The 22,559-nt window shown below is 58.6% G+C and carries 17 protein-coding genes and 1 riboswitch; of the genes, 7 read left to right on the plus strand and 10 right to left on the minus strand.

The annotated features are described in order from the left end of the window. Positions 1-37: 37 nt before the first annotated feature. Positions 38-1,444 (minus strand): adenosylmethionine--8-amino-7-oxononanoate transaminase, encoded by a 1,407-nt coding sequence (locus HBN68_RS00860; RefSeq protein ID WP_169962158.1) that lies wholly within the window; start codon positions 1,442-1,444, stop codon positions 38-40. A 288-nt stretch (positions 1,445-1,732) separates the two neighbouring features. Between HBN68_RS00860 and HBN68_RS00865 the strand changes: the two genes are divergently transcribed. Together HBN68_RS00865 and HBN68_RS00870 are read left to right on the plus strand one after the other, a co-directional pair. Next, entirely contained in the window at positions 1,733-2,284 is a 552-nt protein-coding gene (locus HBN68_RS00865; RefSeq protein WP_094991618.1) for a cytochrome b, read from the plus strand. Positions 2,285-2,316: 32 nt separating this feature from the next. Continuing rightward, complete coding sequence (locus tag HBN68_RS00870; protein WP_094991619.1) at positions 2,317-2,895, plus strand: YceI family protein; 579 nt, start codon at positions 2,317-2,319, stop codon at positions 2,893-2,895. A gap of 226 nt (positions 2,896-3,121) precedes the next feature. Here HBN68_RS00870 and HBN68_RS00875 read toward each other — a convergent pair whose 3' ends face one another. The 3 genes from HBN68_RS00875 to ahcY all read right to left on the minus strand — a co-directional run bounded on the left by HBN68_RS00875 (position 3,122) and on the right by ahcY (position 7,664). Further along, the gene (locus HBN68_RS00875; RefSeq protein WP_094991620.1) at positions 3,122-4,972 is read right to left on the minus strand and encodes a DEAD/DEAH box helicase; all 1,851 of its coding nucleotides are present in this window, start codon (positions 4,970-4,972) and stop codon (positions 3,122-3,124) included. 333 nt (positions 4,973-5,305) lie between these two features. Then, positions 5,306-6,151 carry a methylenetetrahydrofolate reductase [NAD(P)H] gene (gene metF, locus HBN68_RS00880; protein ID WP_169962161.1) on the minus strand — a complete coding sequence of 282 codons (846 nt, stop codon included), beginning with the start codon at positions 6,149-6,151 and terminating at the stop codon, positions 5,306-5,308. 103 nt (positions 6,152-6,254) lie between these two features. Beyond that, complete coding sequence (gene ahcY / locus HBN68_RS00885) at positions 6,255-7,664, minus strand: adenosylhomocysteinase (RefSeq protein ID WP_094991622.1); 1,410 nt, start codon at positions 7,662-7,664, stop codon at positions 6,255-6,257. A gap of 22 nt (positions 7,665-7,686) precedes the next feature. Then, a riboswitch (S-adenosyl-L-homocysteine riboswitch) is annotated at positions 7,687-7,793 on the minus strand. 195 nt (positions 7,794-7,988) lie between these two features. Between ahcY and HBN68_RS00890 the strand changes: the two genes are divergently transcribed. Beyond that, positions 7,989-8,390 carry a hotdog domain-containing protein gene (locus HBN68_RS00890; protein WP_047279442.1) on the plus strand — a complete coding sequence of 134 codons (402 nt, stop codon included), beginning with the start codon at positions 7,989-7,991 and terminating at the stop codon, positions 8,388-8,390. A 104-nt stretch (positions 8,391-8,494) separates the two neighbouring features. Further along, a complete protein-coding gene (locus tag HBN68_RS00895) occupies positions 8,495-9,340 on the plus strand; it encodes a formate/nitrite transporter family protein (protein WP_094991623.1) in 846 nt (281 codons plus the stop codon). A gap of 47 nt (positions 9,341-9,387) precedes the next feature. Here the strand turns inward: HBN68_RS00895 and HBN68_RS00900 are convergent, their stop codons facing one another. Continuing rightward, positions 9,388-10,005 carry a hemolysin III family protein gene (locus tag HBN68_RS00900; RefSeq protein ID WP_047278321.1) on the minus strand — a complete coding sequence of 206 codons (618 nt, stop codon included), beginning with the start codon at positions 10,003-10,005 and terminating at the stop codon, positions 9,388-9,390. 278 nt (positions 10,006-10,283) lie between these two features. On the opposite strand from HBN68_RS00900, the gene HBN68_RS00905 reads away from it, so the two are divergent. From HBN68_RS00905 to HBN68_RS00915, 3 genes are read left to right on the plus strand one after another with little or no spacing between them, the layout of a single operon-like run. Continuing rightward, a complete protein-coding gene (locus HBN68_RS00905) occupies positions 10,284-11,366 on the plus strand; it encodes a TauD/TfdA family dioxygenase (protein WP_169962163.1) in 1,083 nt (360 codons plus the stop codon). 24 nt (positions 11,367-11,390) lie between these two features. Continuing rightward, entirely contained in the window at positions 11,391-11,954 is a 564-nt protein-coding gene (locus HBN68_RS00910) for a chromate transporter (protein ID WP_169962165.1), read from the plus strand. Positions 11,955-11,963: 9 nt separating this feature from the next. Next, positions 11,964-12,512: a chromate transporter gene (locus HBN68_RS00915; RefSeq protein ID WP_094991626.1), complete on the plus strand. Its 549-nt coding sequence runs from the start codon at positions 11,964-11,966 to the stop codon at positions 12,510-12,512. A 37-nt stretch (positions 12,513-12,549) separates the two neighbouring features. Here HBN68_RS00915 and HBN68_RS00920 read toward each other — a convergent pair whose 3' ends face one another. The 5 genes from HBN68_RS00920 to HBN68_RS00940 all read right to left on the minus strand — a co-directional run bounded on the left by HBN68_RS00920 (position 12,550) and on the right by HBN68_RS00940 (position 22,550). Beyond that, the gene (locus HBN68_RS00920; RefSeq protein WP_169962167.1) at positions 12,550-13,449 is read right to left on the minus strand and encodes a hypothetical protein; all 900 of its coding nucleotides are present in this window, start codon (positions 13,447-13,449) and stop codon (positions 12,550-12,552) included. 59 nt (positions 13,450-13,508) lie between these two features. Next, entirely contained in the window at positions 13,509-13,958 is a 450-nt protein-coding gene (locus tag HBN68_RS00925) for a chemotaxis protein CheW (RefSeq protein WP_094991628.1), read from the minus strand. Continuing rightward, positions 13,951-19,872 (minus strand): Hpt domain-containing protein, encoded by a 5,922-nt coding sequence (locus HBN68_RS00930; RefSeq protein ID WP_169962169.1) that lies wholly within the window; start codon positions 19,870-19,872, stop codon positions 13,951-13,953. The genes HBN68_RS00925 and HBN68_RS00930 overlap by 8 nt, the downstream gene beginning before the upstream one ends. 27 nt (positions 19,873-19,899) lie before the next feature. Further along, complete coding sequence (locus HBN68_RS00935; protein WP_249275307.1) at positions 19,900-21,930, minus strand: methyl-accepting chemotaxis protein; 2,031 nt, start codon at positions 21,928-21,930, stop codon at positions 19,900-19,902. Positions 21,931-22,010: 80 nt separating this feature from the next. Next, positions 22,011-22,550 carry a chemotaxis protein CheW gene (locus HBN68_RS00940; RefSeq protein ID WP_169962172.1) on the minus strand — a complete coding sequence of 180 codons (540 nt, stop codon included), beginning with the start codon at positions 22,548-22,550 and terminating at the stop codon, positions 22,011-22,013. Positions 22,551-22,559: the final 9 nt, after the last annotated feature.

A 22,559-nucleotide genomic window follows, 5' to 3' on the forward strand; every position in this document is an offset into this window, starting at 1 on the left:
CTTCAGGCGCGAACGTGCGCGCCCGAAGAAAATAACCCTAGCCCGGGTCGCGGAAGTCCGGATGGAAATTCGCCGGCACAGCCACGCGGATATCACTGCGGGTCGCGATGTCGATGCCTTCGCTGGCTACGTCGGCCAGAAAGTCGATTTGCTCCGGGGTTATCACGTAAGGCGGCAAGAAATACACCACGCTGCCCAGCGGACGCAACAACGCGCCACGCTCCAACGCATGCTGGAACACTTTTAACCCACGACGCTCCTGCCACGGGTATGCCGTTTTACTGGCCTTGTCCTGGACCATTTCGATGGCCAGAACCATACCGGTCTGACGCACTTCCGAGACATGCGGATGGTCCGCCAGATGCGCCGTCGAACTGGCCATACGCTGTGCCAGGGCTTTGTTGTTCTCGATAACGTTGTCTTGTTCGAAGATATCCAACGTGGCCAATGCCGCCGCACACGCCAGCGGGTTGCCGGTGTAGCTGTGGGAATGAAGGAAAGCGCGCAGGGTCGGATAGTCGTCGTAGAAGGCGCTGTAGACCTCATCCGTGGTCACACAGGCAGCCAGTGGCAAGTAACCGCCCGTCAATGCCTTGGACAAGCACAGGAAGTCCGGGGTGATGCCTGCCTGCTCACACGCGAACATCGTGCCGGTGCGACCGAAGCCCACCGCGATTTCGTCGTGAATCAAGTGCACGCCATAACGGTCGCACGCTTCACGCAATAACGTGAGGTACACCGGGTGGTACATGCGCATGCCGCCCGCCCCCTGAATCAGCGGTTCGACAATGACGGCTGCCACGGTGGCGTGGTGCTCGGCCAGTGTCTGTTCCATGGCCATGAACATCACGCGCGAGTGTTCTTCCCAGCTCATGCCGTCCGGACGCAAATAGCAATCGGGGCTGGGCACCTTGATGGTGTCAAGCAGCAGCGCCTTGTAGGTTTCAGTAAACAGCGGCACATCGCCCACCGACATCGCTGCCATGGTCTCGCCGTGATAACTGTTCGTCAGGGTCACGAAACGCTTTTTGTTTGGCTGGCCGCGGTTGAGCCAGTAGTGAAAGCTCATCTTCAGCGCAACTTCTATGCAGGACGAACCATTGTCGGCATAGAAACAGCGCGTCAGGCCTTCTGGCGTCATCTGCACCAGTCGCTCCGACAGCTCGATCACTGGCTGATGGCTGAACCCGGCCAGAATTACGTGCTCCAGTTGATCGACTTGATCCTTGATGCGTTGGTTGATGCGAGGGTTGGCGTGCCCGAACACATTGACCCACCAGGAACTCACAGCATCCAGATAACGCTTGCCTTCGAAGTCTTCGAGCCACACGCCTTCACCGCGCTTGATCGGGATCAACGGTAATTGCTCGTGATCTTTCATTTGGGTGCAGGGATGCCATAAAACGGCTAAATCGCGCTGCATCCACTGATTATTCAGGCCCATTTCCACTCTCCTGGCGCTGGCTCCCGGCGTGTGCGGGCAAACAATCGCGCAAGCCTATGCAATGCGCGAGTTCGTAACAAGTCATTGCGCTTGCAACAACACGTATCGCTTCTATGGTGTGCTGACGAACGCCGTCGCAGTGGAGTCATGAATCATCGTTAATGTTTTCTTAATGCCTTCCTCACAGGCTACAGATCGTATTTATCGATACCTTCCAGCGAAAAAATGCGCTTTCATTCGATAGGTAAACGATTAGTCTTAGGCCCAAGTTCCTACAGGATGTTGGCAATGCAGCTACGCAACTCTTCTTCTCGCTACGGTGCGGTCAGTGTTTTCTTGCATTGGTTTGTTGCCCTGGCCGTGTTCGGCTTATTTGCACTCGGCTTATGGATGGTCGGGCTCGACTATTACAGCCCGTGGCGCAAGGAAGCCCCCGACCTGCACAAAAGCATCGGTTTGACGCTCCTGGCCTTGATGGTCATTCGCGTGGTGTGGCGCTGGATCAGCCCGGCACCACCAGCACTGACCACTTACAGCCGTGCCACACGCATTGGCGCCACGCTCGGCCATGGCTTTTTGTATCTAAGTTTGTTTGCCGTAATGATCGCCGGTTACCTGATTTCTACCGCCGAAGGCGTTGGCATCCCGGTATTCGGTCTGTTTGAAGTACCGGCACTGATTACAAATCTGCCTGATCAGGCGGATGTTGCCGGTGTCGTGCATTTGTACCTGGCGTGGACCGTGGTGATCTTTGCCGGATTACATGGTCTAGTCGCTCTCAAGCACCACTTTATCGATCGTGATGCGACCCTGACTCGTATGCTGGGACGCAAAGCCTGATGTTCAACCTCAACTCAAAAGGAATAGAACGCATGTTGAAAAAGACTCTCGCCGCTTTGGCACTGGGTACAGCGCTGTTGTCCGCTGGCCAGGCAATGGCTGCTGACTACACCATCGACAAAGAAGGTCAGCACGCCTTTATCGACTGGAAAATCAGCCACCTGGGCTACAGCTTCATTCACGGGACGTTCAAAGACTGGGAGGGCACATTCTCGTGGGATGCTGCCAAGCCTGCTGACAGCAAAATCAACGTGACCCTGAAAACAGCCAGCCTGTGGTCGAACCACGCTGAGCGCGACAAGCACATCGCCAGCAAAGATTTCCTGGACGTGAGCAAGTACCCGGATGCCAAGTTCGTTTCGACCAAAGTCGTTCCGACTGGCGAAAAAACAGCTGACGTCACCGGTGACCTGACCCTGCACGGCGTGACCAAGCCCGTAACGTTCAAGGCAACGTTCAACGGCGAGGGCAAGGATCCATGGGGCGGCGAACGTGCTGGCTTCAACGCCACCACGACCCTGAACCTGAACGATTTCGGCATCAAAGGCCCGGGCCCTACGTCTCAGACCCTGAACCTCGACATCTCGCTGGAAGGTACAAAGAACAAGTAATAGCCCGTTCACACGGCTGAGAAAAACGCCCCGACTTGCGAGAGTCGGGGCGTTTTTTTGTGCCAGGGATTTAAGGGTGTCTTCACCCTGATCCTTGTCTGGAGGGCAAGAAGGCTGAATGAATTCGCTCGCATAAACAGGAAAAGGCGGGGGCGAAGGCACTTTTAGCAGCACAAAAAAACGCCCCCGATCGTGCGATGGAGGGCGTTTTTTATTCGGCAGTCACTCAGCGATTGCGGGTCAGCAAGGCTGGCTTCTCACCGCGAGGACGGTTCGGGAGTTGATCGAGCTGCTCCGGTGTCGGGAAGCGGTCGCTTTTCGACTCTTTGTGCATGATCTTCGGCTGATTCTCGCGAGGGCCTTTAACGGCTGGCTCCTGGCGATCATCACGGGCCGGACGGTTCTCGCGACGGGCCTGACCGTCACGCGGAGCGCCGTTGCGCGGACCACTGCGCTTGGCAGGCGGCGTGCCGGTGCTGGCGCCTGTGCCGGTGCGGGGACCGTTCTGGCGACCACCGGTGCGACCGGCCGGAGCAGCGCCCGTGCCTTGCGCCGGAGCGCCCGGACGACGACCACGGCTCTGGTTGTTTTTGTTCTGGTACGGGCTGACGTAATCAGCGCGGTTACCAAAGTTGTCCACATCGTCGTCACGGAACTCGTCCGGCGCACGGTTGGCGTCCGGGCGCGGGATCGAAGGGGCCGCTTGCTGACGCGGTTCACGCGCCGGTGTGCCTTCACGCGGTTTGTGCTCGCGGGCCGGGCGTTCGCCACGGGCTGCGGCAGGCTTCTCTTTACCCTTGTCCTTGCCTTTGTCCTTACGGCCGCCACCGCCGCCATTAGGACCGTCGCCGCGAGGGCCACGCGGTGGGTTGCGCGGGTTACGCACATCCGGACGTTCACGGACTTCAGGCTTTTCAGCTTCAATCGTGCTGGCATCGAAACCCATCAGGTCGCCGTCGGCGATTTTCTGCTTGGTCATGCGTTCGATGCTTTTCAGCAGTTTTTCTTCGTCCGGCGCAACCATCGAGATCGCTTCGCCCGAGCGACCGGCACGGCCGGTACGTCCGATGCGGTGAACGTAATCTTCATCAACGTTTGGCAGCTCGAAGTTGACCACGTGCGGCAACTGATCGATGTCCAGGCCGCGTGCCGCGATATCGGTCGCAACCAGAATACGAACGGTGCCTGCCTTGAAGTCGGCCAGGGCTTTGGTGCGCGCGTTCTGGCTCTTGTTGCCGTGAATCGCGACTGCGCTCAGGCCATGCTTGTCCAGGTATTCAGCCAGACGGTTGGCACCGTGCTTGGTACGGGTGAAGACCAACACCTGTTCCCATGCACCGGCCGTGATCAAGTGCGCCAGCAAGGCACGCTTGTGGCTGGCAGGCAGGCGGAAAACGCGCTGTTCGATACGCTCGACCGTGGTGTTCGGCGGAGTGACTTCAATACGCTCAGGGTTGCGCAGCAGCTTGCCGGCCAGATCGGTGATGTCTTTGGAGAACGTCGCCGAAAACAGCAGGTTTTGACGCTTGGTCGGCAGACGTGCGAGGACTTTTTTCACGTCATGAACAAAGCCCATGTCGAGCATCCGGTCAGCTTCGTCGAGCACCAGGATTTCAACGTGGGACAGGTCAACACTGCCTTGGCCAGCCAGGTCGAGCAAACGACCGGGGCACGCCACCAGTACGTCGACACCGCGGGACATGGCTTGAACCTGCGGGTTCATGCCAACGCCGCCGAAGATGCAGGCGCTGACGAACTTAAGGTCACGGGCATAAAGCTTGAAGCTCTCGTGGACCTGTGCAGCAAGTTCGCGGGTAGGCGTCAGGACCAATACGCGTGGTTGGCGTGGACCGTGACGCTGGGATTTGTCTGGGTGGCCATTGGGAAACAGCTTTTCCAGAATCGGAAGAGCGAAGCCGCCGGTTTTACCAGTACCTGTCTGAGCCGCAACCATCAGGTCGCGACCTTGCAACACGGCGGGAATGGCCCGCTGTTGCACCGGAGTAGGCTCGGTATAGCCCGCTGCTTCAATGGCGCGGACTAAAGCCTCGGAGAGACCGAGGGAAGCAAAGGACATGAGTAATCCTGTTCTAGTTAGGGCTTTGCCCAAAGGGATAGTCTTGCCTGGCGTGAATGGCGTTTATAGGAGACGCAATCCCGTCCGGTCCTGCTTCGGTCCTGAAGGTCCATTCGCACCGCTCGCGCTGGCAGATGCTGCGCAGTAGCGGGGTTGAATGCCTTGTACAAGGACGAGCGGCCGGGCGTAAGCCTGGCGGAAAGCCCGGAGTATAACAGAGCATTCACAGCGCGCCGATTTCATGCTGCTCAACGGTTTTGTACTCATCAAGCGCACCCATCCTGTAACCGCTCTCGCACCTGCAGCGTGCGGCAGCGGTTACAGGCAGGTGAATCAGCGCGGTAACTTCAGGTTGTTCCAGATGGCCAGGCTCGGTTCGGACTGGTTCAAGGTGTAGAAGTGCAGTCCCGGTGCGCCGCCGTCGAGCAGGCGTTCGCACATCTCGCTGATCACTTGCTCACCAAACGCTTGAATGCTTTGCACATCGTCGCCATAGGCTTCGAGCTGCTTGCGAATCCAGCGTGGGATTTCAGCGCCACAGGCGTCAGAGAAGCGCGCCAATTTGCTGTAGTTAGTGATCGGCATAATGCCCGGCACGACCGGAATCGTGACGCCAGCGGCCTGTACGCGCTCAACAAACCGGAAGTAGCTGTCGGCGTTGAAGAAGTACTGGGTGATTGCGCTGTCAGCACCCGCGTGGGCTTTGCGCACGAAGTTGTTGATATCGTCTTCGAAGTTGCGCGCCTGCGGGTGCATTTCCGGGTAAGCGGCGACTTCAATGTGGAAGTGGCTGCCGGTTTCTTCACGGATGAAACTCACCAGATCATTGGCGTAGCGCAGTTCGCCGCTGGCCATGCCCATGCCCGAAGGCAGGTCGCCACGCAGCGCGACAATGCGCTTGATGCCCGCCGCTTTGTACTGCTCCAGCAGGCCGCGCAGATCGCTTTTGCTGTCGCCCACACACGACAGGTGTGGCGCCGCAGGCACGTGTACTTCGCTCTCCAGTTGCAGCACGGTATTGATCGTGCGGTCACGGGTAGAGCCACCGGCACCGTAAGTGCAGGAGAAAAAATCCGGGTTAAAGGTCGCCAGATGGCGAGCCGTGTTCATCAGCTTTTCATGTCCAGCATCGGTCTTGGTCGGGAAGAACTCGAAGCTGAAACGACGGTCTTGAGACATGGGAATACCCTTGCGTACGCGCAGGGGGCGAGCGGCAACCCCTGACGCTGAACTCACACACAAAAAAAAGGCGGTCAGTACAAGCCTGGCCGCCTTTCTTTAATCAGTAACGGTAAGCGTCTGGCTTGAACGGGCCTTCGACGGTCACGCCGATGTAATCAGCTTGTTGTTTGGTCAACTGGGTGACCACGCCACCAAAACCGCGAACCATTTCCAGTGCCACTTCTTCGTCGAGCTTCTTGGGCAGCACTTCGACTGTCAGACGCTCGGCTTGCAGTTCGGCCGGCATGTCAGCGTACTTCTGAGCAAACAGGAAGATCTGCGCCAGCACCTGGTTGGCGAACGAACCGTCCATGATGCGGCTCGGGTGACCTGTGGCGTTGCCCAGGTTCACCAGACGGCCTTCAGCCAGCAGGATCAGGTAGTCGTCGTTCTGTGGATCGAAATCGTTAGGGCCGGTACGGTGAATCTTGTGTACCTGTGGCTTCACTTCTTCCCATGCCCAGTTCTTGCGCATGAAAGCGGTGTCAATTTCGTTGTCGAAGTGACCGATATTGCACACTACGGCGCGTTTTTTCAGCGCAGCCAGCATGTTTTTGTCGCACACGTTGACGTTACCGGTGGTGGTCACGATCAGGTCGATCTTGCCCAGCAGCGCAGCGTCGATGCTGGCAGCAGTGCCGTCGTTCTGGCCATTGAGGAACGGCGAAACCACTTCGTAGCCGTCCATGCACGCTTGCATGGCGCAGATCGGGTCAACTTCGGACACTTTAACGATCATGCCTTCCTGACGCAGGGACTGGGCCGAACCCTTGCCCACGTCACCGTAGCCGATCACCAAGGCTTGCTTGCCGGACAGCAAGTGGTCAGTGGCGCGCTTGATCGCATCGTTCAGGCTGTGACGGCAGCCGTACTTGTTGTCGTTTTTGCTTTTGGTCACCGAGTCGTTCACGTTGATCGCCGGGATCATCAGCTCGCCCTTGGCCAGCATGTCCAGCAGACGGTGTACGCCGGTGGTGGTTTCTTCGGTCACGCCGTGGATCTTCTTCAGCATGTCCGGGTATTTCTTGTGCAGCAGCTCGGTCAGGTCGCCGCCGTCGTCCAGGATCATGTTGGCATCCCAAGGCTGGCCATCTTTAAGGATGGTTTGCTCAAGGCACCACTCGTACTCTTGCTCGGTTTCGCCTTTCCAGGCGAAAACCGGAATGCCGGCAGCAGCGATAGCGGCAGCGGCCTGGTCCTGAGTCGAGAAGATGTTGCACGACGACCAACGCACTTCGGCACCCAGGGCAACCAGGGTTTCGATCAGTACGGCGGTCTGGATGGTCATGTGGATGCAGCCCAGAATCTTCGCGCCCTTGAGCGGTTGTTCAGCGGCATACTTGCGACGCAGGCCCATCAGCGCCGGCATTTCGGACTCGGCGATAAAGGTTTCACGACGGCCCCATGGGGCAAGGGACATGTCAGCGACTTTGTAGTCGGTAAAACCTGCAGGCGTGTTTACAGCGCTCATAGAGAGCCTCCATTCGTTTAATCGCGAATGGGCGCCGTTGTGCGTTGAGTGCCTGCCCAGGGAGCCCTGAACAAACAACGCCCCATCCGAGCCTGACAGGTAAGACCTGCTGCAGCGCCCCTCGGACAGGTGGCGGGAACGGTACTGGGTGACAATGACCGTTGTGAAGCGGGGGTGATTATAGCCATCCGGGCAGATGATCCCAAGGCTTTATCCAAGGCTTTTTCATTTGCTTAATCGAGACCATAGTCGAAGCTTAATAGAGCTGGGCGCCATGGTCTGACATCATGCGCGGCATCTAACGGCAGACGGTCAGGAGTGAACATGAATTTCCACACCCGCAAATGGGTTAAACCCGAAGACCTCAACCCCAATGGCACCCTGTTCGGTGGCAGCTTACTGCGCTGGATCGACGAAGAAGCCGCGATCTATGCCATCGTTCAGTTGGGTAATCAGCGCGTAGTGACTAAATACATCTCCGAGATCAACTTCGTCAGCGCCTCGCGCCAAGGCGACATCATCGAGTTGGGCATCACCGCTACCGAATTCGGCCGCACCTCCATCACCCTCACCTGCGAAGTGCGCAACAAGATCACGCGCAAGAGCATCCTCACCGTCGACAAGATGGTGTTCGTCAACCTGGGTGAAGACGGCCTGCCCGCCCCCCACGGACGCACCGAAATCAAATACGTCAAAGATCAGTTCCAGGATGAAAACCAGGCCTGATGCCACCGCTGTACGTGCCAACCGAGCAGCGATTACGGGTTTGAGTGAACAGCTTCATGCCGTGCGTGTCGTACGCTTACATACGCCAACGGTCATGAAGCCCCATGGACACAAAAAGCACTGGCAACACCCCGAACCTGTCGGCTGAAGAAGAGCACGACGTCACCAAAAACCAGCCCCCGCGCGCGGCAGTGCTGCATGAAATCATCCGTTTGCAGGGTGATCAGGAACTGGAGCGCAGCGTCGCTGCCCTGTTCTGGTCGGCACTGGCTGCCGGGCTCACCATGGGCCTGTCGCTCATGGCCATGGGGTTGCTCAACTCGCGACTGCCCAGCGGCGAAGCCTTCAAAGTGATTGCCAGTTTCGGCTACTGCGCAGGCTTTCTGGCGGTGATTCTGGCCCGTCAGCAACTATTTACCGAAAACACCCTCACCGCCGTATTGCCCATCATGAGCAAACCGACGCTGAGCAATTTCGGGCGCCTGTTCCGGTTATGGGCCGTGGTGCTGGTGGGCAACCTGCTCGGTACCCTGCTGGTGGCCTACGCCATGCTGCACTTGCCGATTTTCGACACCCAGACCGACAACGCCTTCCTGGAAATCGGGCGCAAGGTCATGGAAAACGACACCCGCCAAATGTTCGCCAAAGGCATTATTTCGGGCTGGATGATCGCAACCATGGTGTGGATGATCCCCTCGATGGAAAGCGCCAAGATGTGGATCATCGTCCTCATCACCTACCTGATGGCGCTGGGCGACTTCACCCACATCGTCGTCGGCACGGCGGAAGTGTCGTACCTGGTGTTTGCAGGCGAGCTGCCCTGGAAGGACTTCTGGCTGATCTTTGCCGGCCCTACCCTGGCGGGCAACATCATTGGCGGCAGTTTTATCTTTGCCTTGATCAGCCATGCGCAAATTCGCAGCGATAACCAAAAACCGCAGAAAAGCTGATCGCACCACCCGCAGGGGCAACGCGCCCCAGCGGGTGGCTTTGCTGGTTAAATCACGTAATGGGCGATTGCCACAAAGTGCAGCAAACTGCCTGCGATCACAAACAAATGCCAAATGCCGTGGGCATGGCGCAGGCGGTGATCCAGGGCAAAAAAGATAATCCCCACGGTGTACATCACACCGCCCGTGGCCAGCCAGATGAACCCGGCCGTGCCGAGCGCGGCGATCAGCGGCTTGACCGCCACCAGCACGATCCAGCCCATCACGGCGTAAATCACAATCGACAAAATACGTGCTTCGGAGCGCGGTTTGATCTCTTGCAGCATGCCAATCACCGCCATGCCCCACACGATCCCGAACAACGACCAGCCCCATGGCCCGTGCAACGTCACAAGGCAAAACGGCGTGTAACTCCCGGCGATCAACAGGTAAATCGACAGGTGATCAAACTTCTGCATGATCACCTTGGACCGCCCGCGCACGCTGTGATAAACGGTCGACACGCTGTACAGCAACACCAGCGTGACCCCGTAAATCGCCGCGCTGACAATCTTCTGCGGGCTGCCGTCAAGGCACGCCATGACCAACAACCAAACACTGCCCACTGCGGCGGCCACGGCCCCCAGCAAGTGAGTCCAGGCATTGAGCTTTTCTCCGTGATACATCTGCAACATCCTCAATAGCCGATCGTGCGACGGTGTCACTTGGATACGAGATAAGGGTCAAGGTTGCGAACTTAAAGGGCAATGCGCCGTTCGTCGAGGAAGACAGCATTCCTCCCCTCTAATCCTAAGACCTGTAAGTCAAACCCTTCAGACCTTACCCACACAAAATCCGCCCTTTTCACACACAAATCACCCATCCAACCTGACATAGCCTCCCGGCATGCACGCCCAGAATCACTCAACAGGCCCACCAAAAATAACAGCCTGCGGGAGATCTCATGAAGCTGACGCCTACATGGACATCACCTCACTGGAACCGAAAAAGCCTACTGGCCATTTCGCACAAATGGCTTTACGAGCTGACTCAGCATCAAATCGCGGAACGGGAGCGAGCACTCCGACACTTGATTGCTACACACAAAGGCCCCTTGCAATGCACACCGGCAGACTTCCCCTTACCGACCCTACACACTGTTCTGCAACACGCTCTGGTCGAATGCGAACATGGCTGCGGCCTGTTTCTTATAAGAGGCATACCCGTGGCGAACAAACCGCTACCACTTGCTCGTTTATTAGCATGGGGCATCGGTCTGCATAGGGGCGTACCGTTAATTCAAAATGAAACTGAAGCGCTATTAGTTGAGGTTCGAAACAAAGACAATCTGTCTCCACAGAACATACGAGGCCATAACACATCCAGTGAAATGGAATTCCATGTCGATGCTTGCGACTTGGTAACGCTGCTCTGCCTTTCAAAAGCCGCTGAGGGCGGCCGTTCTAAAGTGGTAAGCAGTCTGACCATTCATCATCACCTCTCAACCCAATACCCCCTTGAATGCAGAGCCCTCTCTTTACCCCTCCCCTTCATCGATGTCAGCAAAACCGAAATCGGTGAGCCCGGATTCTTCATGTGCCCCGTATTTACGAGGATGCCGGACGCATTCAGCTGCCGTTTCTACAGAAAACGGATCCTGGCAACGCAAGAATTAAGCCACACACCAAAAATTAACCCGCTCACACTCAAAGCACTGGACCATTTCCAGCGTATAGCGGGAGATGCTGACCTCAATGTCGAAATGGACTTACAACCGGGCGACCTTCAATGCCTTAACAATCATGTCGTCTGCCATGCACGTGCAGCATTTCGGGACGGGAGCAAGCCTTCACAGCAAAGACATTTACTCCGTCAATGGTTGGCCACTGCTGTGAGCAGGCCGTTGCCGAAAAGCCACGCATACGCATACGCATACGGCTCTATTAAGGCGGGCTCGCTTCGCGGCGGGTATCAAGGCTGGGCAATCTCTCCTGACATCAAAACCTTTCAGGAACGTCTTGCTCACTACAACCAGATAACGGTTTAACCCTGTCTTTTCGGGGAGATTGCTATGCCACAGCACCTGGATCACATCGCGCCTGTTAAGCCCACACGCTGGCAACTTTTTTACAACTTCGCATGGGTTGGGCTTTTAGGGTTTGGCGGGGTTTTGCCGTGGGCGCGGCAGATGATGGTTGATCGGCGTGGCTGGGTGAATGAAAAAACCTTCAATGAACTACTGGCCATCGGGCAGTTCTTCCCTGGCCCTAATGTCTGCAACGTGGCAATTATCTATGCGCGAAAGCAGCACGGGTTGCAGGGGGCCTGCCTTGCTGTGGTGGGGCTGTATTGCTTCCCTTCGCTCATCGCTGTTTCGGCGGGCCTGGCGTATGCCTCATGGTGGCAACATCAAACCGTCCAGCACGTGTTTGGCGCCATTTCACCCATTGCCACAGGGTTGATGCTCGGCACTGCATTGCGTCTGCTCAAGGCCATGCCACCTGCTACTGCCAATTACACCGTGTTCGTTTTGACCTTCATATTGATGGGCGTGCTGGTGGTGCCGTTATGGACCGTGCTGTTGATCAGCATTACGGTCTCGATGGTCTGGCGCCTGATTGACCGCAACGCCTGAGGAGCAATCATGCAGCCGGTACTGTTTCACCTGATGCTCCAGTGCGGGTTGTGGTCGCTGATGGCCATCGGCGGTAACACCGTGGCACTGGGGGATATTCACCGTTACACGGTGGCCGAGATGCGATGGCTGAACGACGCTCAGTTCGTGTCGTTTTTTGCCCTGTCTCAAGCACTGCCGGGCCCGAACGGGATGTTTCTGGTATTCATCGGGCAACACGTGGCGGGCGTACCCGGAGCGTTGGCGACATTGATCGCCAAATTGCTGCCGTGCTCTGCATTGACATGGTTTGGCGCAGGCTGGCTGGAGCATCATGCCGATACACCTTGGGTGCTCATGACCAAGCGCGCACTCGTGCCTGTTTCGATCGGGTTGATACTGGCAGCCAGTTACATTTTGATCGGCAGTCTTGAGCTCAATCGCCTCAGCCTGTTGCTGACAACAGTCAGTGCCCTCGTGGTGGTGTTCAGCAAGCTCAACCCCCTTTGGTTGATCGCCACGGGCGTAGGGCTAGGATTGCTGAGCGCTCAGTCAGGGGCGTACTGGTTTGGAAGCTAAGGACTCAACTTTCCACGCACATGCTTCCTTTACGGCTTTAAAGGGTCGCGAGCTTCTTCTGTTGTCTGGCCGCCGCCATCAACCACACTGCCGTGATAAGCGGTACGCCAACAATGAACAATGTCGGCCATCCAACCCCCCCACTCACGACCAGAGGGACGTGTTTTATCCCGTTCAGATATAAACCCAGCGCGCACGCAATGAACAAGAACACGATGTACATGACAACGCGCCCATAAGGTTTGCCGTTGTAAAAGAAATAAGCCCCTGCATAACCCGCCAGTGACACCCACCCTGCAGACCACAGTTGATGAAAAGCGGCCTGATTAGGGCTCGCAACACCCTGCGCGTCAAAGTACTGCTTTACGTACAGCGCCAACAACGCAGCTGAGACCATCACCAACAGCAGCTTGAACAGCCCGAGTATGAATCCGCGACTGTTCACCCGCATGGCTGACTCTTCTGCTTCATCCTCGTCCGCGCGGGTGCGACGCAACATGACAGTGGTCACTAAACCCGCCGCGACGCCCCCCAAAGTCATGATGGTGAAGTTGGTCAATAGCGTGAATACCATGGACTCAAAGGCATCCTGTCGCTTGCCTTCAATCAACGTGACCACTTCAGCCTTTGCTACCTGTAACCCTTCACATGCGGCGCTGTCCGCATGGCACCTGACGCTTTCGCGCGATACCGTTTCAATCAAATTCGTTGCGTGATCTTTCGAGTTCGCCTCGGCATTGCCTGCGAACTCGTGCGTGAATGACAAATGAAACAATATGAGGAAGGCACTAATGCCAGAGACCAGAAAACCCAAGCCACAGCCCATGCCCACTGGCAGCTTCATCACGAGAATGGCCACCGCCGCCATGGCTAGAAACCAGTAAAAAATATCGATGCCGTAGGGAACACTCGATATATCCATAAGCAAATCACTCACCCACACAACTCCTGTTCATTAACGTCCACGTTCAATTTATTTGTATCAATAACGCTGAGCTACTGCGACTCCAGCACAAGCTGCTCCAGCGCCCACAAATCCGGGATCTTGGCCACATGCTCGCCCACTTGCACGGCTGCACGTTCCAGCGGGCAGAGTGGCACGTCGACGAAACTCAGTTGGCTGTCGAGTTTGTAGGAGCGCGGGATGCCTTGGACCACCATGGCGATGTACTTAAGCGCCGGGTTGCCGCTCAGGGTATTGAGGATGACGATGCGCGCCCGGTCGCCGATCAGCAGCGGGCTGCCGCAGGCGGCTTCGAAGCTGATGAGCGGCAGGGGATGGTCGCGCCAGATGATCTGGCGCAGGTGCCAGGGCGGGGAGTCGCTGCTGGGTTCGCCACGCTGGTAATCGATCAGTTCGGCAATGGCGACGTTGGGCAGTAACAGGTAGCGATCGGCCAGCGGCAAGAGCAGGCACGTCAGGCTGCCTACACGGTGATCAAGCATGGAAAGTGCTCCAGTAGGCGATGCGTTCCAGCAACACCGACTCTTGATACGGCTTGCCCAAGTAGTCGTTGACGCCAATGGCCATGGCGCGGTTCTGGTGCTTCTGCCCGGTACGCGAGGTAATCATGATGATCGGCATGTCTTTGAGGCGTGGGTCGTTGCGCACGTGCGTGGCCACTTCAAAGCCGTCCATGCGCGGCATTTCGATGTCCAGCAGCATCAGGTCCGGGGTGTGCTCTTCGAGCACGCTCATCGCGTCGACCCCGTCTTTGGCGGTGATGACGTTCATGCCGTTGCGCTCCAGCAGGCGGCTGGTGACTTTGCGCACGGTCACCGAGTCGTCGACCACCAGCACCAACGGCGGGCGCACGGCAGGGATGAATTCGAGGCTGCCGCCCGCCTCGTGCTGAGCCCGCTGCAAGGGCTGACGCACTTGATGCGCGCGTATATATGCCAGCAAATCCAAAATCAGTACTACACGGCCATCCCCCAGAATCGTCGCCCCCGACAACCCCTGTACAGCGGCAAACTGTGGGCCGAGGCTCTTGACCACGATCTCGCGCGAGCCCGCCAGCGCATCCACTTGCAACGCCACGCGCATGTCCTGGCAATGCACCAGCAGCACGGGCAATGAATGGGTTTCGCCTGCCAGTTTGGGCTTGCCCACGGTCTGTAACAACTCGCCCAGGTAGCGCAGTTCGTAGGTCTGGCCGCCGTAGTGATACAGCGGCGGGTTGAGCTGGTAATAGCCTTCCAACTCGCTCGGCATGACCCGCACGATGCCTTCAACGGTGTTAAGCGCGATGGCATATTGCTCATCGGCGCACTGCACCATCAAGGCCCGGTTGAGGGAAACGCTGAAGGGCAAGCGGATCTGAAAGTGCACACCCTGCCCCGCCACCGAGTCGAGGGTCATGCTGCCACCCAACTGGCGCACTTCTTCGTGCACCACGTCCATGCCCACGCCGCGCCCGGAAATCTGGGTGATTTTTTCGGCCGTGGAGAAGCCCGGCTGCAGGATGAACTGCAACACGTCGCGGTCGCTAACGCTGTTTAGCGGGTCCAGCAGGCCGCGATGGATCGCTTTGCGGCGCACGGCTTCAAGGGGGACACCGGCGCCGTCGTCGCGGATATCAAACACCACGTCGCCGCCTTCGTTGGACAGCTCAAGCGTAATCAGCCCTTGCTCGGGCTTGCCGCTGGCATGACGCACCTCGCTGGGCTCCAGGCCGTGGTCGACGGCGTTGCGCAGCATGTGCTCCAACGGCGCCACCATGCGCTCCAGCACATTGCGGTCAATCTCGGCTTCGGCATTGATGACGCTGAATTCAACCTGCTTGCCCAACTCACTGGCAACCTGACGCACCACCCGCTTGAGGCGCGGCAATACGCGCTCGAACGGCACCATGCGCGTGCCCATCAGGCCTTCTTGCAACTGGGTGTTCACCCGCGCCTGCTTTTGCAACAGGTTGTGTGCGTCCTGGTTGCGCGCGGCCAGTGTGGCCTTGAGGTCAAACAAGTCAGACGCGGACTCGAACAACGCACGCGACAGTTGCTGCAATTGCGAATGCCGGTCCATTTCCAGCGGGTCGAATTCGTCATAGGCCAGCCCCTCGGCCTCGCTGTGCGGGCGGTTGTGCAAACGGCCCTGGGTCTCGATGTCGAGTCGACGCAGCTGATCGCGCATGCGCTCCAGTGTGGTTTGCATCTCATTGAGCGCGACGTGACCATCGTTGATCTGTTGCTCAATGCGTCCGCGAATCATCGAGCTTTCGCCCGACAGGTTGACCATGTCTTCCAACAGTTCGGCCGGTACCTTGACGGTGTCCAGCCCGGTGCGCTCGCCTTCGGTCAGCGCCGTGGCAGCCGCTTCGGCCTTGTTCGGCGCGAGCGTCTGGGGCGCTTGCGGGACTGAACGTTCGGTGCCGCGAATACGCTCGATCACGTCCTGCGGCGACTGCAACGGCTGCCCGCTGCGCAGGGCATCGAGCATCTGCGCGGTGCGATCATGACAAACCTGCAACAAGGCAAACAGCTCGGCATCCGGGGTTACAACGCCCGCGGACACGTCTTCAAGCAGGGTTTCCAGCTCATGGGCGAAGTCGCCAATGGCGGTGATTTCCACCATGCGTGCGCCCCCTTTGAGGGTGTGCAAATCGCGCAGCAGGTTTTCGACTTCAAGGGTGCTCTGAGGCTCAGCTTGCCAACGTGCCAATGCAGCGCCCGAGCTTTCGAGTATGTCGAAGGCTTCTTCGAGGAAGATTTCCAGCAACTCGGGATCGCCACCTGAGGCCGTGTCCGGCTCAGCTATGGGCTGTTCGGTAAGCACGGGGGGGTGCTGACGGTAGCTGCGAATAGCCTCAATCAGCTCGAAAGGCTCGCGCAGCGGTTGCTGCTGTTGCAGCTGTTCGAGCATGAGTGCCAGGTGCTGATGGCTGCGCACCAGTAATTGCGCCAGCGCCGGACTTTCGCTGGCTCGTCGATCCAGCAGGCCCTCGTACAAATGTTCCAATTCATGGGCCAAGTCGCCCACAGGAACGACGCCTGCCATGCGCGCCCCACCTTTTAGGGTGTGCAAGTCTCGCTGCAAGGCGGACAAGGGCGCCAGGCTTTCAGGCTCGCTCAACCAGCGCTGCAAGGCTTGGCCAGCGCTCTCCAGAATGTCGACGGCTTCTTCGAGAAAAATGGCGACAATTTCATCGTCCAGCCCGTCAGCCTCGTCCTCGTAAGCGGATTTATCCAGTTGCGCGGTGGCAGCCCCCAGCTCGGTGATGTCGAGGCTGTGGCTGCCATCGCGACGGATTAACCCCGTAGCCTCGGGCGCCAACCCTTGTTGCAGCAACTGGTTCAAGGTCTGGATGAGGGTCGGCTGCGGGGTGATTTCCTGACCTGCGGCCAACTGATCGAGCATATTAATCAACGCTTCGTGAGCATGATCGGCGGCGTCGAAAAAAACATCGCTGACGGCCAGGCTGCTTTCTTCAACCGCCCCATACAGATCCAGCAAGGCTTCGCACAGCGCATCAACCGGATGCAAGTCGAGCACATGTGCCAACTCGCCAAAGGTGGTCAACAGGTCCAGCAGCGTGTCGAGCCCTTCGCGCTCATGCGGGTGCTGACGCCAGTGACGCAGCAGGTCTTCAGCATCAAACAGGGTGTCCATGCCCTGCTCCAGAAACTCCGTGATGCGCTGCGGATCGCGCTGGGGTGCCAGCGCACTGCCAGGCGCATTGAGCAACGCATCCAGGCGGTCGGCAATCAAGCATTCGGTGCGCTCAATCAGCGACCGAGCGCCCTGTATTTCGGCCAGCGGATCGACGTCCAATTGCTTCAAGCCACGATGCAACAAACCGACGGCTTCCAGCAGCAGCTCGATTTCGTCCAGGTCCAACGCAACATGATGGGCTTTGTACTCACGCACCAGATGGTCCAGCGGTGTCGCCAGTTCAGCCATGGGCAATACGCCCGCCATGTGCGCGCTGCCTTTGAGCGTATGCACCGCACGTTGCAGATCATCACTGGCATACAGCGGCATGTGGGCGCTGGCCTGATCGAGGAAGCGGCTCAAGGTGTCGAGGTGGGTCTGCGCTTCCTGACGAAAGATCTCAAGTAATTGCGGGTCAAAGGCCGGACTGTCCTGCTCGATCAACAGCGGCGAAGGGTCGCCCTTGGACAAGTGATGCGCCTGGGCGGCCAGTGCGTCGACGTCATCGCGCTGACGCTGGTTTCGCTCGGCAAACGCGTGAATCAAATCGGGCAGGATCTCCAGCGTGTCTTCCAGCAACTGATGGATCGCCGGCCCCGGCGCCACGCTGCGCTCGATCACACGGTTGAGCAGGTTTTCGACTGCCCATGCCAACTCGCCCAGCACCAATGCGCGCACCATGCGCCCACTGCCTTTCAAGGTATGAAAGCCGCGTCGCAGCTCGCCCAGTGCAGTACTGTCCGCCGGGTTGGCGACCCACTGTGGCAAGGCTTCGTGCAGCGCCATCAGCACTTCATCGGTTTCTTCGAGGAAGACCTCCAGCAGCTCTTCGTCCACCGGCACTTCGTCAACCGGGGGCGGCAACAGGCTGCCGGGGATGTGCTGCGCAGGCGGGTTGAGCGCCGACACCGGGCTGGCCAACACGTCCGCCAAGCTTTGCACGACGTCCGGGTCTTGCAGTTCTTGCAAGTCTTCCATCACCAGCACTTCGGTGGGGCTGAGGATGTCATCGAGCCGCGGGACATTGCGTTCGGCCGGGGCATACCCCAGTGCGATCAGGCTGTGCTCGGCATGGTCCAGCACGGCCTCGCCTGCCGCACCGGGGTCCTGGGCCAGACGCTCCAGGTAGTATTCGATGCTCACCAGCGCGTCGGCAAAGCGGTCGATTTGCAGCGCATCGGGCCGCTCGTGGCCCAGCAGCAAGTGCTCACACAAGTAATCATCACAGGCTTGCAACAGGCTGGCCGCGCGGTTGAGCGGGATCATCGCCAGCGCCCCGCGAATTTGCGTGAGTAAGCCTGGCACCGCCTGCAACTGCTGACGGTCGTAATCGGCGGCCAGGTAATCGTTGATCAAGTCTTTGGCTTCGTCGAACACCAGCCGCGCTTCCTTGATCACCAACTGGTGGATTTGCATCAGGTCGGTGGTGGGCAGCCGGCTTTCTTCGCGCTGCGAAGGCTCGACGCTGCCGACCATCCCGGCCAGCGTGGCTTCGACGTACAGCAGCGCAGCGGCGACGTCCATCAACACCGGGTCTGTGGGTTCGCGCTGGCCCTGAGCCAGGCTTTGCACCACGGCCAGTTGGTCAATGATCACCTTGCGCGGCTGGCCAAAGCCTAAAACGGCCAGCGTGTCGGCTATCTGCCGCAGCGGCGCCAACAGATTGCCGAGCTCCGACACGTGGGTGCGGTCGCTGCGCACGAACAAATCGAGGCGCTCCTTGACCCGCACCAGTTCCTCACACAAGGCTGCCACTACGGAGCGCATGGCATCTCGGTCCGGCCCGGCAAGCCGCGCGCGCTCAGCATCGACCATGGCCGCATCAGGCATGGCTTCGTCCAGCTCATATAAGGCTTTGAGGCTGAGCATTTTCGGCGTGGGTCGCTCAGCCTTGGCGATGTAAAACAGCAGGCTGGTGACGAGCCTGTCAGAGGCTGGCTGATTGACCGCTTCGATGCCCTGGGTCTGCAACCGTTGCAGCGGCTTATCGGTTTCTCTGAGCAGGCTGCGCAGCGCAGGGCTATTGGCGACTTTGCCCTTGAGCATGCCTTCAACCAGCGCCGAGGCTATTTTCCACAGGGCATTAAGGGGCGCGCCCCGGCAGTGCGCTTCCAGTTGCGCAAACACGTCGGCCAGTTGCTCCAGCTGACTGGGCACGTCATGCCCACGCAGCAACCCCAGCAACGCGCTTTGCAGGGTTTGCCGCCATGCTGAAACCCGCTCGGACAGGTCTTGCGTCGGCAGTTGGGCCAGCGCCTCGGGCTCCAGCGGCGGCAGCGCCTGCAACGGCGGACTGAACAGGCTGGTTTCCGAAAGCAGGGGCTGGCCACGGGCGGTGCGCAGGTCGTTAATCAACGGCAAGACCACCAAGGGCCAGTCGCGCCGGGCGCTGTGCACACGGTCCAGATAAAGCGGCAATTGGGTAAAAGCCTGTTGCAGCACACGCACAGCTTCGTCGAGCTGGCTGACGCGCCGCTGTTGCAGGGCGATCACCAACAGTTCCATCTCTTCGGCCAGCAATGCCGCGCCATAAAACTCGACCATCAACAAACTGCCGTGCACTTGATGCACGCACGCAAAGCACTGTGCCAGCGCCTCGGGTGAAGGCTGCAGCGCATAGCCGTCGAGCGCCGTGCGGGCCAGCTTGAGGGTCTCGCCGATTTCGTCTTTGACCCACTCAAGGGCTACGTAGTCGTGCCGGTCAACCATAACGACTCCCGTCAATTTTGCGCCGCACTACTGAGGCTCACGCGGTTCAGGGGTGTCGGGCAAGGTAAAGCCGGACACCGAACGCCGCAGCTGACTGGCCATCTTGGCCAGGTTGCCAATGCTGTCGGCGGTGGCGGTCGAGCCGGACGAGGTTTGACTGGTGATTTGCTGGATCACGTTCATGGTCAAGGAAATCTGGCCTGCCGATGTGGTTTGCTGCTGGGCGGCATTGGAAATGCTTTGAATCAGTTCCGCGAGGTTTTGCGACACGCCTTCGATCTCTTCCAGTGCCACCCCGGCGTCTTGCGCCAGACGTGCACCGCGCACCACTTCGGTGGTGGTTTGTTCCATGGAGATCACGGCTTCGTTGGTGTCAGCCTGAATCGCCCGCACCAGGGTCTCGATTTGCCGCGTGGCTGCCGATGAACGTTCAGCCAACCGCTGAACTTCGTCGGCTACCACAGCAAAGCCGCGCCCGGCATCCCCGGCCATGGACGCCTGAATCGCCGCGTTCAGCGCCAGAATATTGGTCTGGTCGGCAATGTCATCGATCAGGCTAACAATGTCGCCAATCTCCTGAGAAGACTCGCCAAGACGCTTGATGCGCTTGGCAGTGTCCTGAATCTGGTCCCGGATGTTGTCCATGCCATGAATGGTGTTGTGCACCACTTCATTGCCTTTGTTGGCAATCGCCACCGAGCGTTCGGCCACCGCCGAGGACTCTGACGCGTTGGCCGATACTTCATCAATGGAATGGGCCATTTGCTGAATGGCGCCCGACGCTTCGGCAATTTGTTGGGCCTGATGCTCGGAGGCTTCAGCCAGTTGCATGGCAGTGGCCTGGGTGTCTTGCACCGCGGCCGCCACTTGCCCGGCGGTGAGGTTAATGGTGGCCACCAAATCCCGCAGTTGATCGATCGAGTAGTTAATCGAGTCAGCGATAGTGCCCGTGAAATCTTCAGTCACTGAAGCCGTGACGGTCAGGTCGCCATCGGCCAGATCGGCAATTTCATCCAGCAAACGCATGATCGCGTTTTGGTTGCGGTCGTTCTTCTCGGCGGTTTCGCGCAGTTGACGATTGGTTTCGCGCACCATCACCAACCCGATCAGGATGATCGACGCCAGCGCCAGCAAGCCCAGTACGTAGCCGCCGATAATGTCCAGCGAGCGGCCGCTGGCAAGGTTTTCAAAGCCGTTGGCCAGCATCGAGGCTTCGTCGAGCAAGGTCTGCGACAGGCTGAAAATATTGCTCGCGGCTTCGCGCACTTGAAACAACTGCGGCGAGGTTTCGAGAATTTCATCCACCGAGCCCGATACAAACTGAAACAGCTCCGAGATTTCCTGCAAGCGGGCGCGGGCGTCTTTGTCTTCGACCTGCGAAATGCGCATGCCCGCGTTGCCTTCGAGCATGCCATTGAGCACTTGGCCGAAACGGTTGGCGTCACGCCCGAAGGCGTCGGCTGCCTGCGCTGCAGTTTCGTCCCCGGCCAGCACGGTATTGACTGCGCCCAGAATCCGTTCGGCCAGCAGCGACTGACGTTGCGCCACCGCGACCTGACTGGCCGGCGCGCCACGTTGCAACAGAATCTCCACCACTTTTTCGGACTCGACCTGCAACTGCGGCACGGTTTCGGCCAGCGTTGCGGCCACTTGGTGCAGCGAGAGTACGGTTTGCTCACTGGCCAAAATAGCATTGGTGTTGCTCAGCAACTGCTCCCAGTCGCGCTGCACGGCCTGCATTTCTTTGTGTACGGCGGGGGGCGCAGCGGGAAGACCGGTGGCCGGGTCGCCATTTTTCAGGTAGCCCCAGCGCTGGCTGAAGTCGTTGCGCGCATCGCTCAACAGGCGGAACGCCGCGGCTTTACCGGCAGCTGCCTCAGTAGCGTTTTTGGCAATGCGCTGCGATAGCACGCGCAACTCGCCCGCGTGGCTAATGTATTGCTTGTCGTAGTTGGACTGGGTGTTGAGGTAAGCAAAGTTGGCGAACAACAGCATGATGAACACGATCAGGGCGATAAATAGCACGATGATCTGCGAACGGCTGCGCGACCCTTCCATTGGTTTTGCGTTAGTAGCTGTGGTCATCGATCAGGCCCTGACATGCTGTGTTGATGCTCGAAGTAGCACTTGCTCACTGTTCACGCCGCGACCGCCCGGAACTCGGGCGCTTGCGCCAAGGCAAACGGGCTGAATACCCACCAGTCATGGGCGGCGGCGAAACGCCCTTGAACATAAGGCGCGAAAGGTAAACCGGGGGAAACGGGTGGGTGGGTATCCAGATCTGTCAGGGCAAAGTGCTGCATGCCTAGGACTTCATCGACTTGCAGGCCGACAAAGATGTCTTCGTACTCCAGCACCAACACCCGGCGCTGTTTGCGCAACGGGGATAACTCGACGCCGAAAAAGCCACACAGGTCCATGATCGGCAGCAGTTGCCCACGCAGGTTGGCGACACCTCTGACCCATGGCTTGACGCCAGGCAACAACGTGAAACGCGGCTCATGAAGGATCTCGGCGATTTCCCCCATTGGCGCTACAAAGCAGTGCTCGTCAATGCGAAAACCGATACCGCTCCAGGTATCCGCCGCTACTGACTCAGCAACAGGCCCCGCCGCCAGCGAGCGACAGCGCTGGTCAATATCGAGCAGCAGTTCAAACGCGGTCAGTGAGTCAGGCATGGCGCAGCC

Origin of the sequence: Pseudomonas sp. WS 5078 (assembly GCF_012985745.1) — a bacterium.
Classification (GTDB): Bacteria; Pseudomonadota; Gammaproteobacteria; order Pseudomonadales; family Pseudomonadaceae; genus Aquipseudomonas; species Aquipseudomonas lundensis_A.

Bases quoted from the DNA above. Each gene is read 5' to 3' on its own strand.
- HBN68_RS00890 (WP_047279442.1), top strand. From the start codon at position 7,989: ATGAATTTCCACACCCGCAAATGGGTTAAACCCGAAGACCTCAACCCC.
- HBN68_RS00875 (WP_094991620.1), bottom strand. From the start codon at position 4,972: ATGTCCTTTGCTTCCCTCGGTCTCTCCGAGGCTTTAGTCCGCGCCATT.
- HBN68_RS00935 (WP_249275307.1), bottom strand. From the start codon at position 21,930: ATGGAAGGGTCGCGCAGCCGTTCGCAGATCATCGTGCTATTTATCGCC.
- HBN68_RS00930 (WP_169962169.1), bottom strand. From the start codon at position 19,872: ATGGTTGACCGGCACGACTACGTAGCCCTTGAGTGGGTCAAAGACGAA.
- HBN68_RS00925 (WP_094991628.1), bottom strand. From the start codon at position 13,958: ATGCTTGATCACCGTGTAGGCAGCCTGACGTGCCTGCTCTTGCCGCTG.
- HBN68_RS00865 (WP_094991618.1), top strand. From the start codon at position 1,733: ATGCAGCTACGCAACTCTTCTTCTCGCTACGGTGCGGTCAGTGTTTTC.
- ahcY (WP_094991622.1), bottom strand. From the start codon at position 7,664: ATGAGCGCTGTAAACACGCCTGCAGGTTTTACCGACTACAAAGTCGCT.
- HBN68_RS00940 (WP_169962172.1), bottom strand. From the start codon at position 22,550: ATGCCTGACTCACTGACCGCGTTTGAACTGCTGCTCGATATTGACCAG.
- HBN68_RS00895 (WP_094991623.1), top strand. From the start codon at position 8,495: ATGGACACAAAAAGCACTGGCAACACCCCGAACCTGTCGGCTGAAGAA.
- HBN68_RS00910 (WP_169962165.1), top strand. From the start codon at position 11,391: ATGCCACAGCACCTGGATCACATCGCGCCTGTTAAGCCCACACGCTGG.
- HBN68_RS00860 (WP_169962158.1), bottom strand. From the start codon at position 1,444: ATGGGCCTGAATAATCAGTGGATGCAGCGCGATTTAGCCGTTTTATGG.
- HBN68_RS00900 (WP_047278321.1), bottom strand. From the start codon at position 10,005: ATGTATCACGGAGAAAAGCTCAATGCCTGGACTCACTTGCTGGGGGCC.
- metF (WP_169962161.1), bottom strand. From the start codon at position 6,151: ATGTCTCAAGACCGTCGTTTCAGCTTCGAGTTCTTCCCGACCAAGACC.
- HBN68_RS00915 (WP_094991626.1), top strand. From the start codon at position 11,964: ATGCAGCCGGTACTGTTTCACCTGATGCTCCAGTGCGGGTTGTGGTCG.
- HBN68_RS00905 (WP_169962163.1), top strand. From the start codon at position 10,284: ATGAAGCTGACGCCTACATGGACATCACCTCACTGGAACCGAAAAAGC.
- HBN68_RS00870 (WP_094991619.1), top strand. From the start codon at position 2,317: ATGTTGAAAAAGACTCTCGCCGCTTTGGCACTGGGTACAGCGCTGTTG.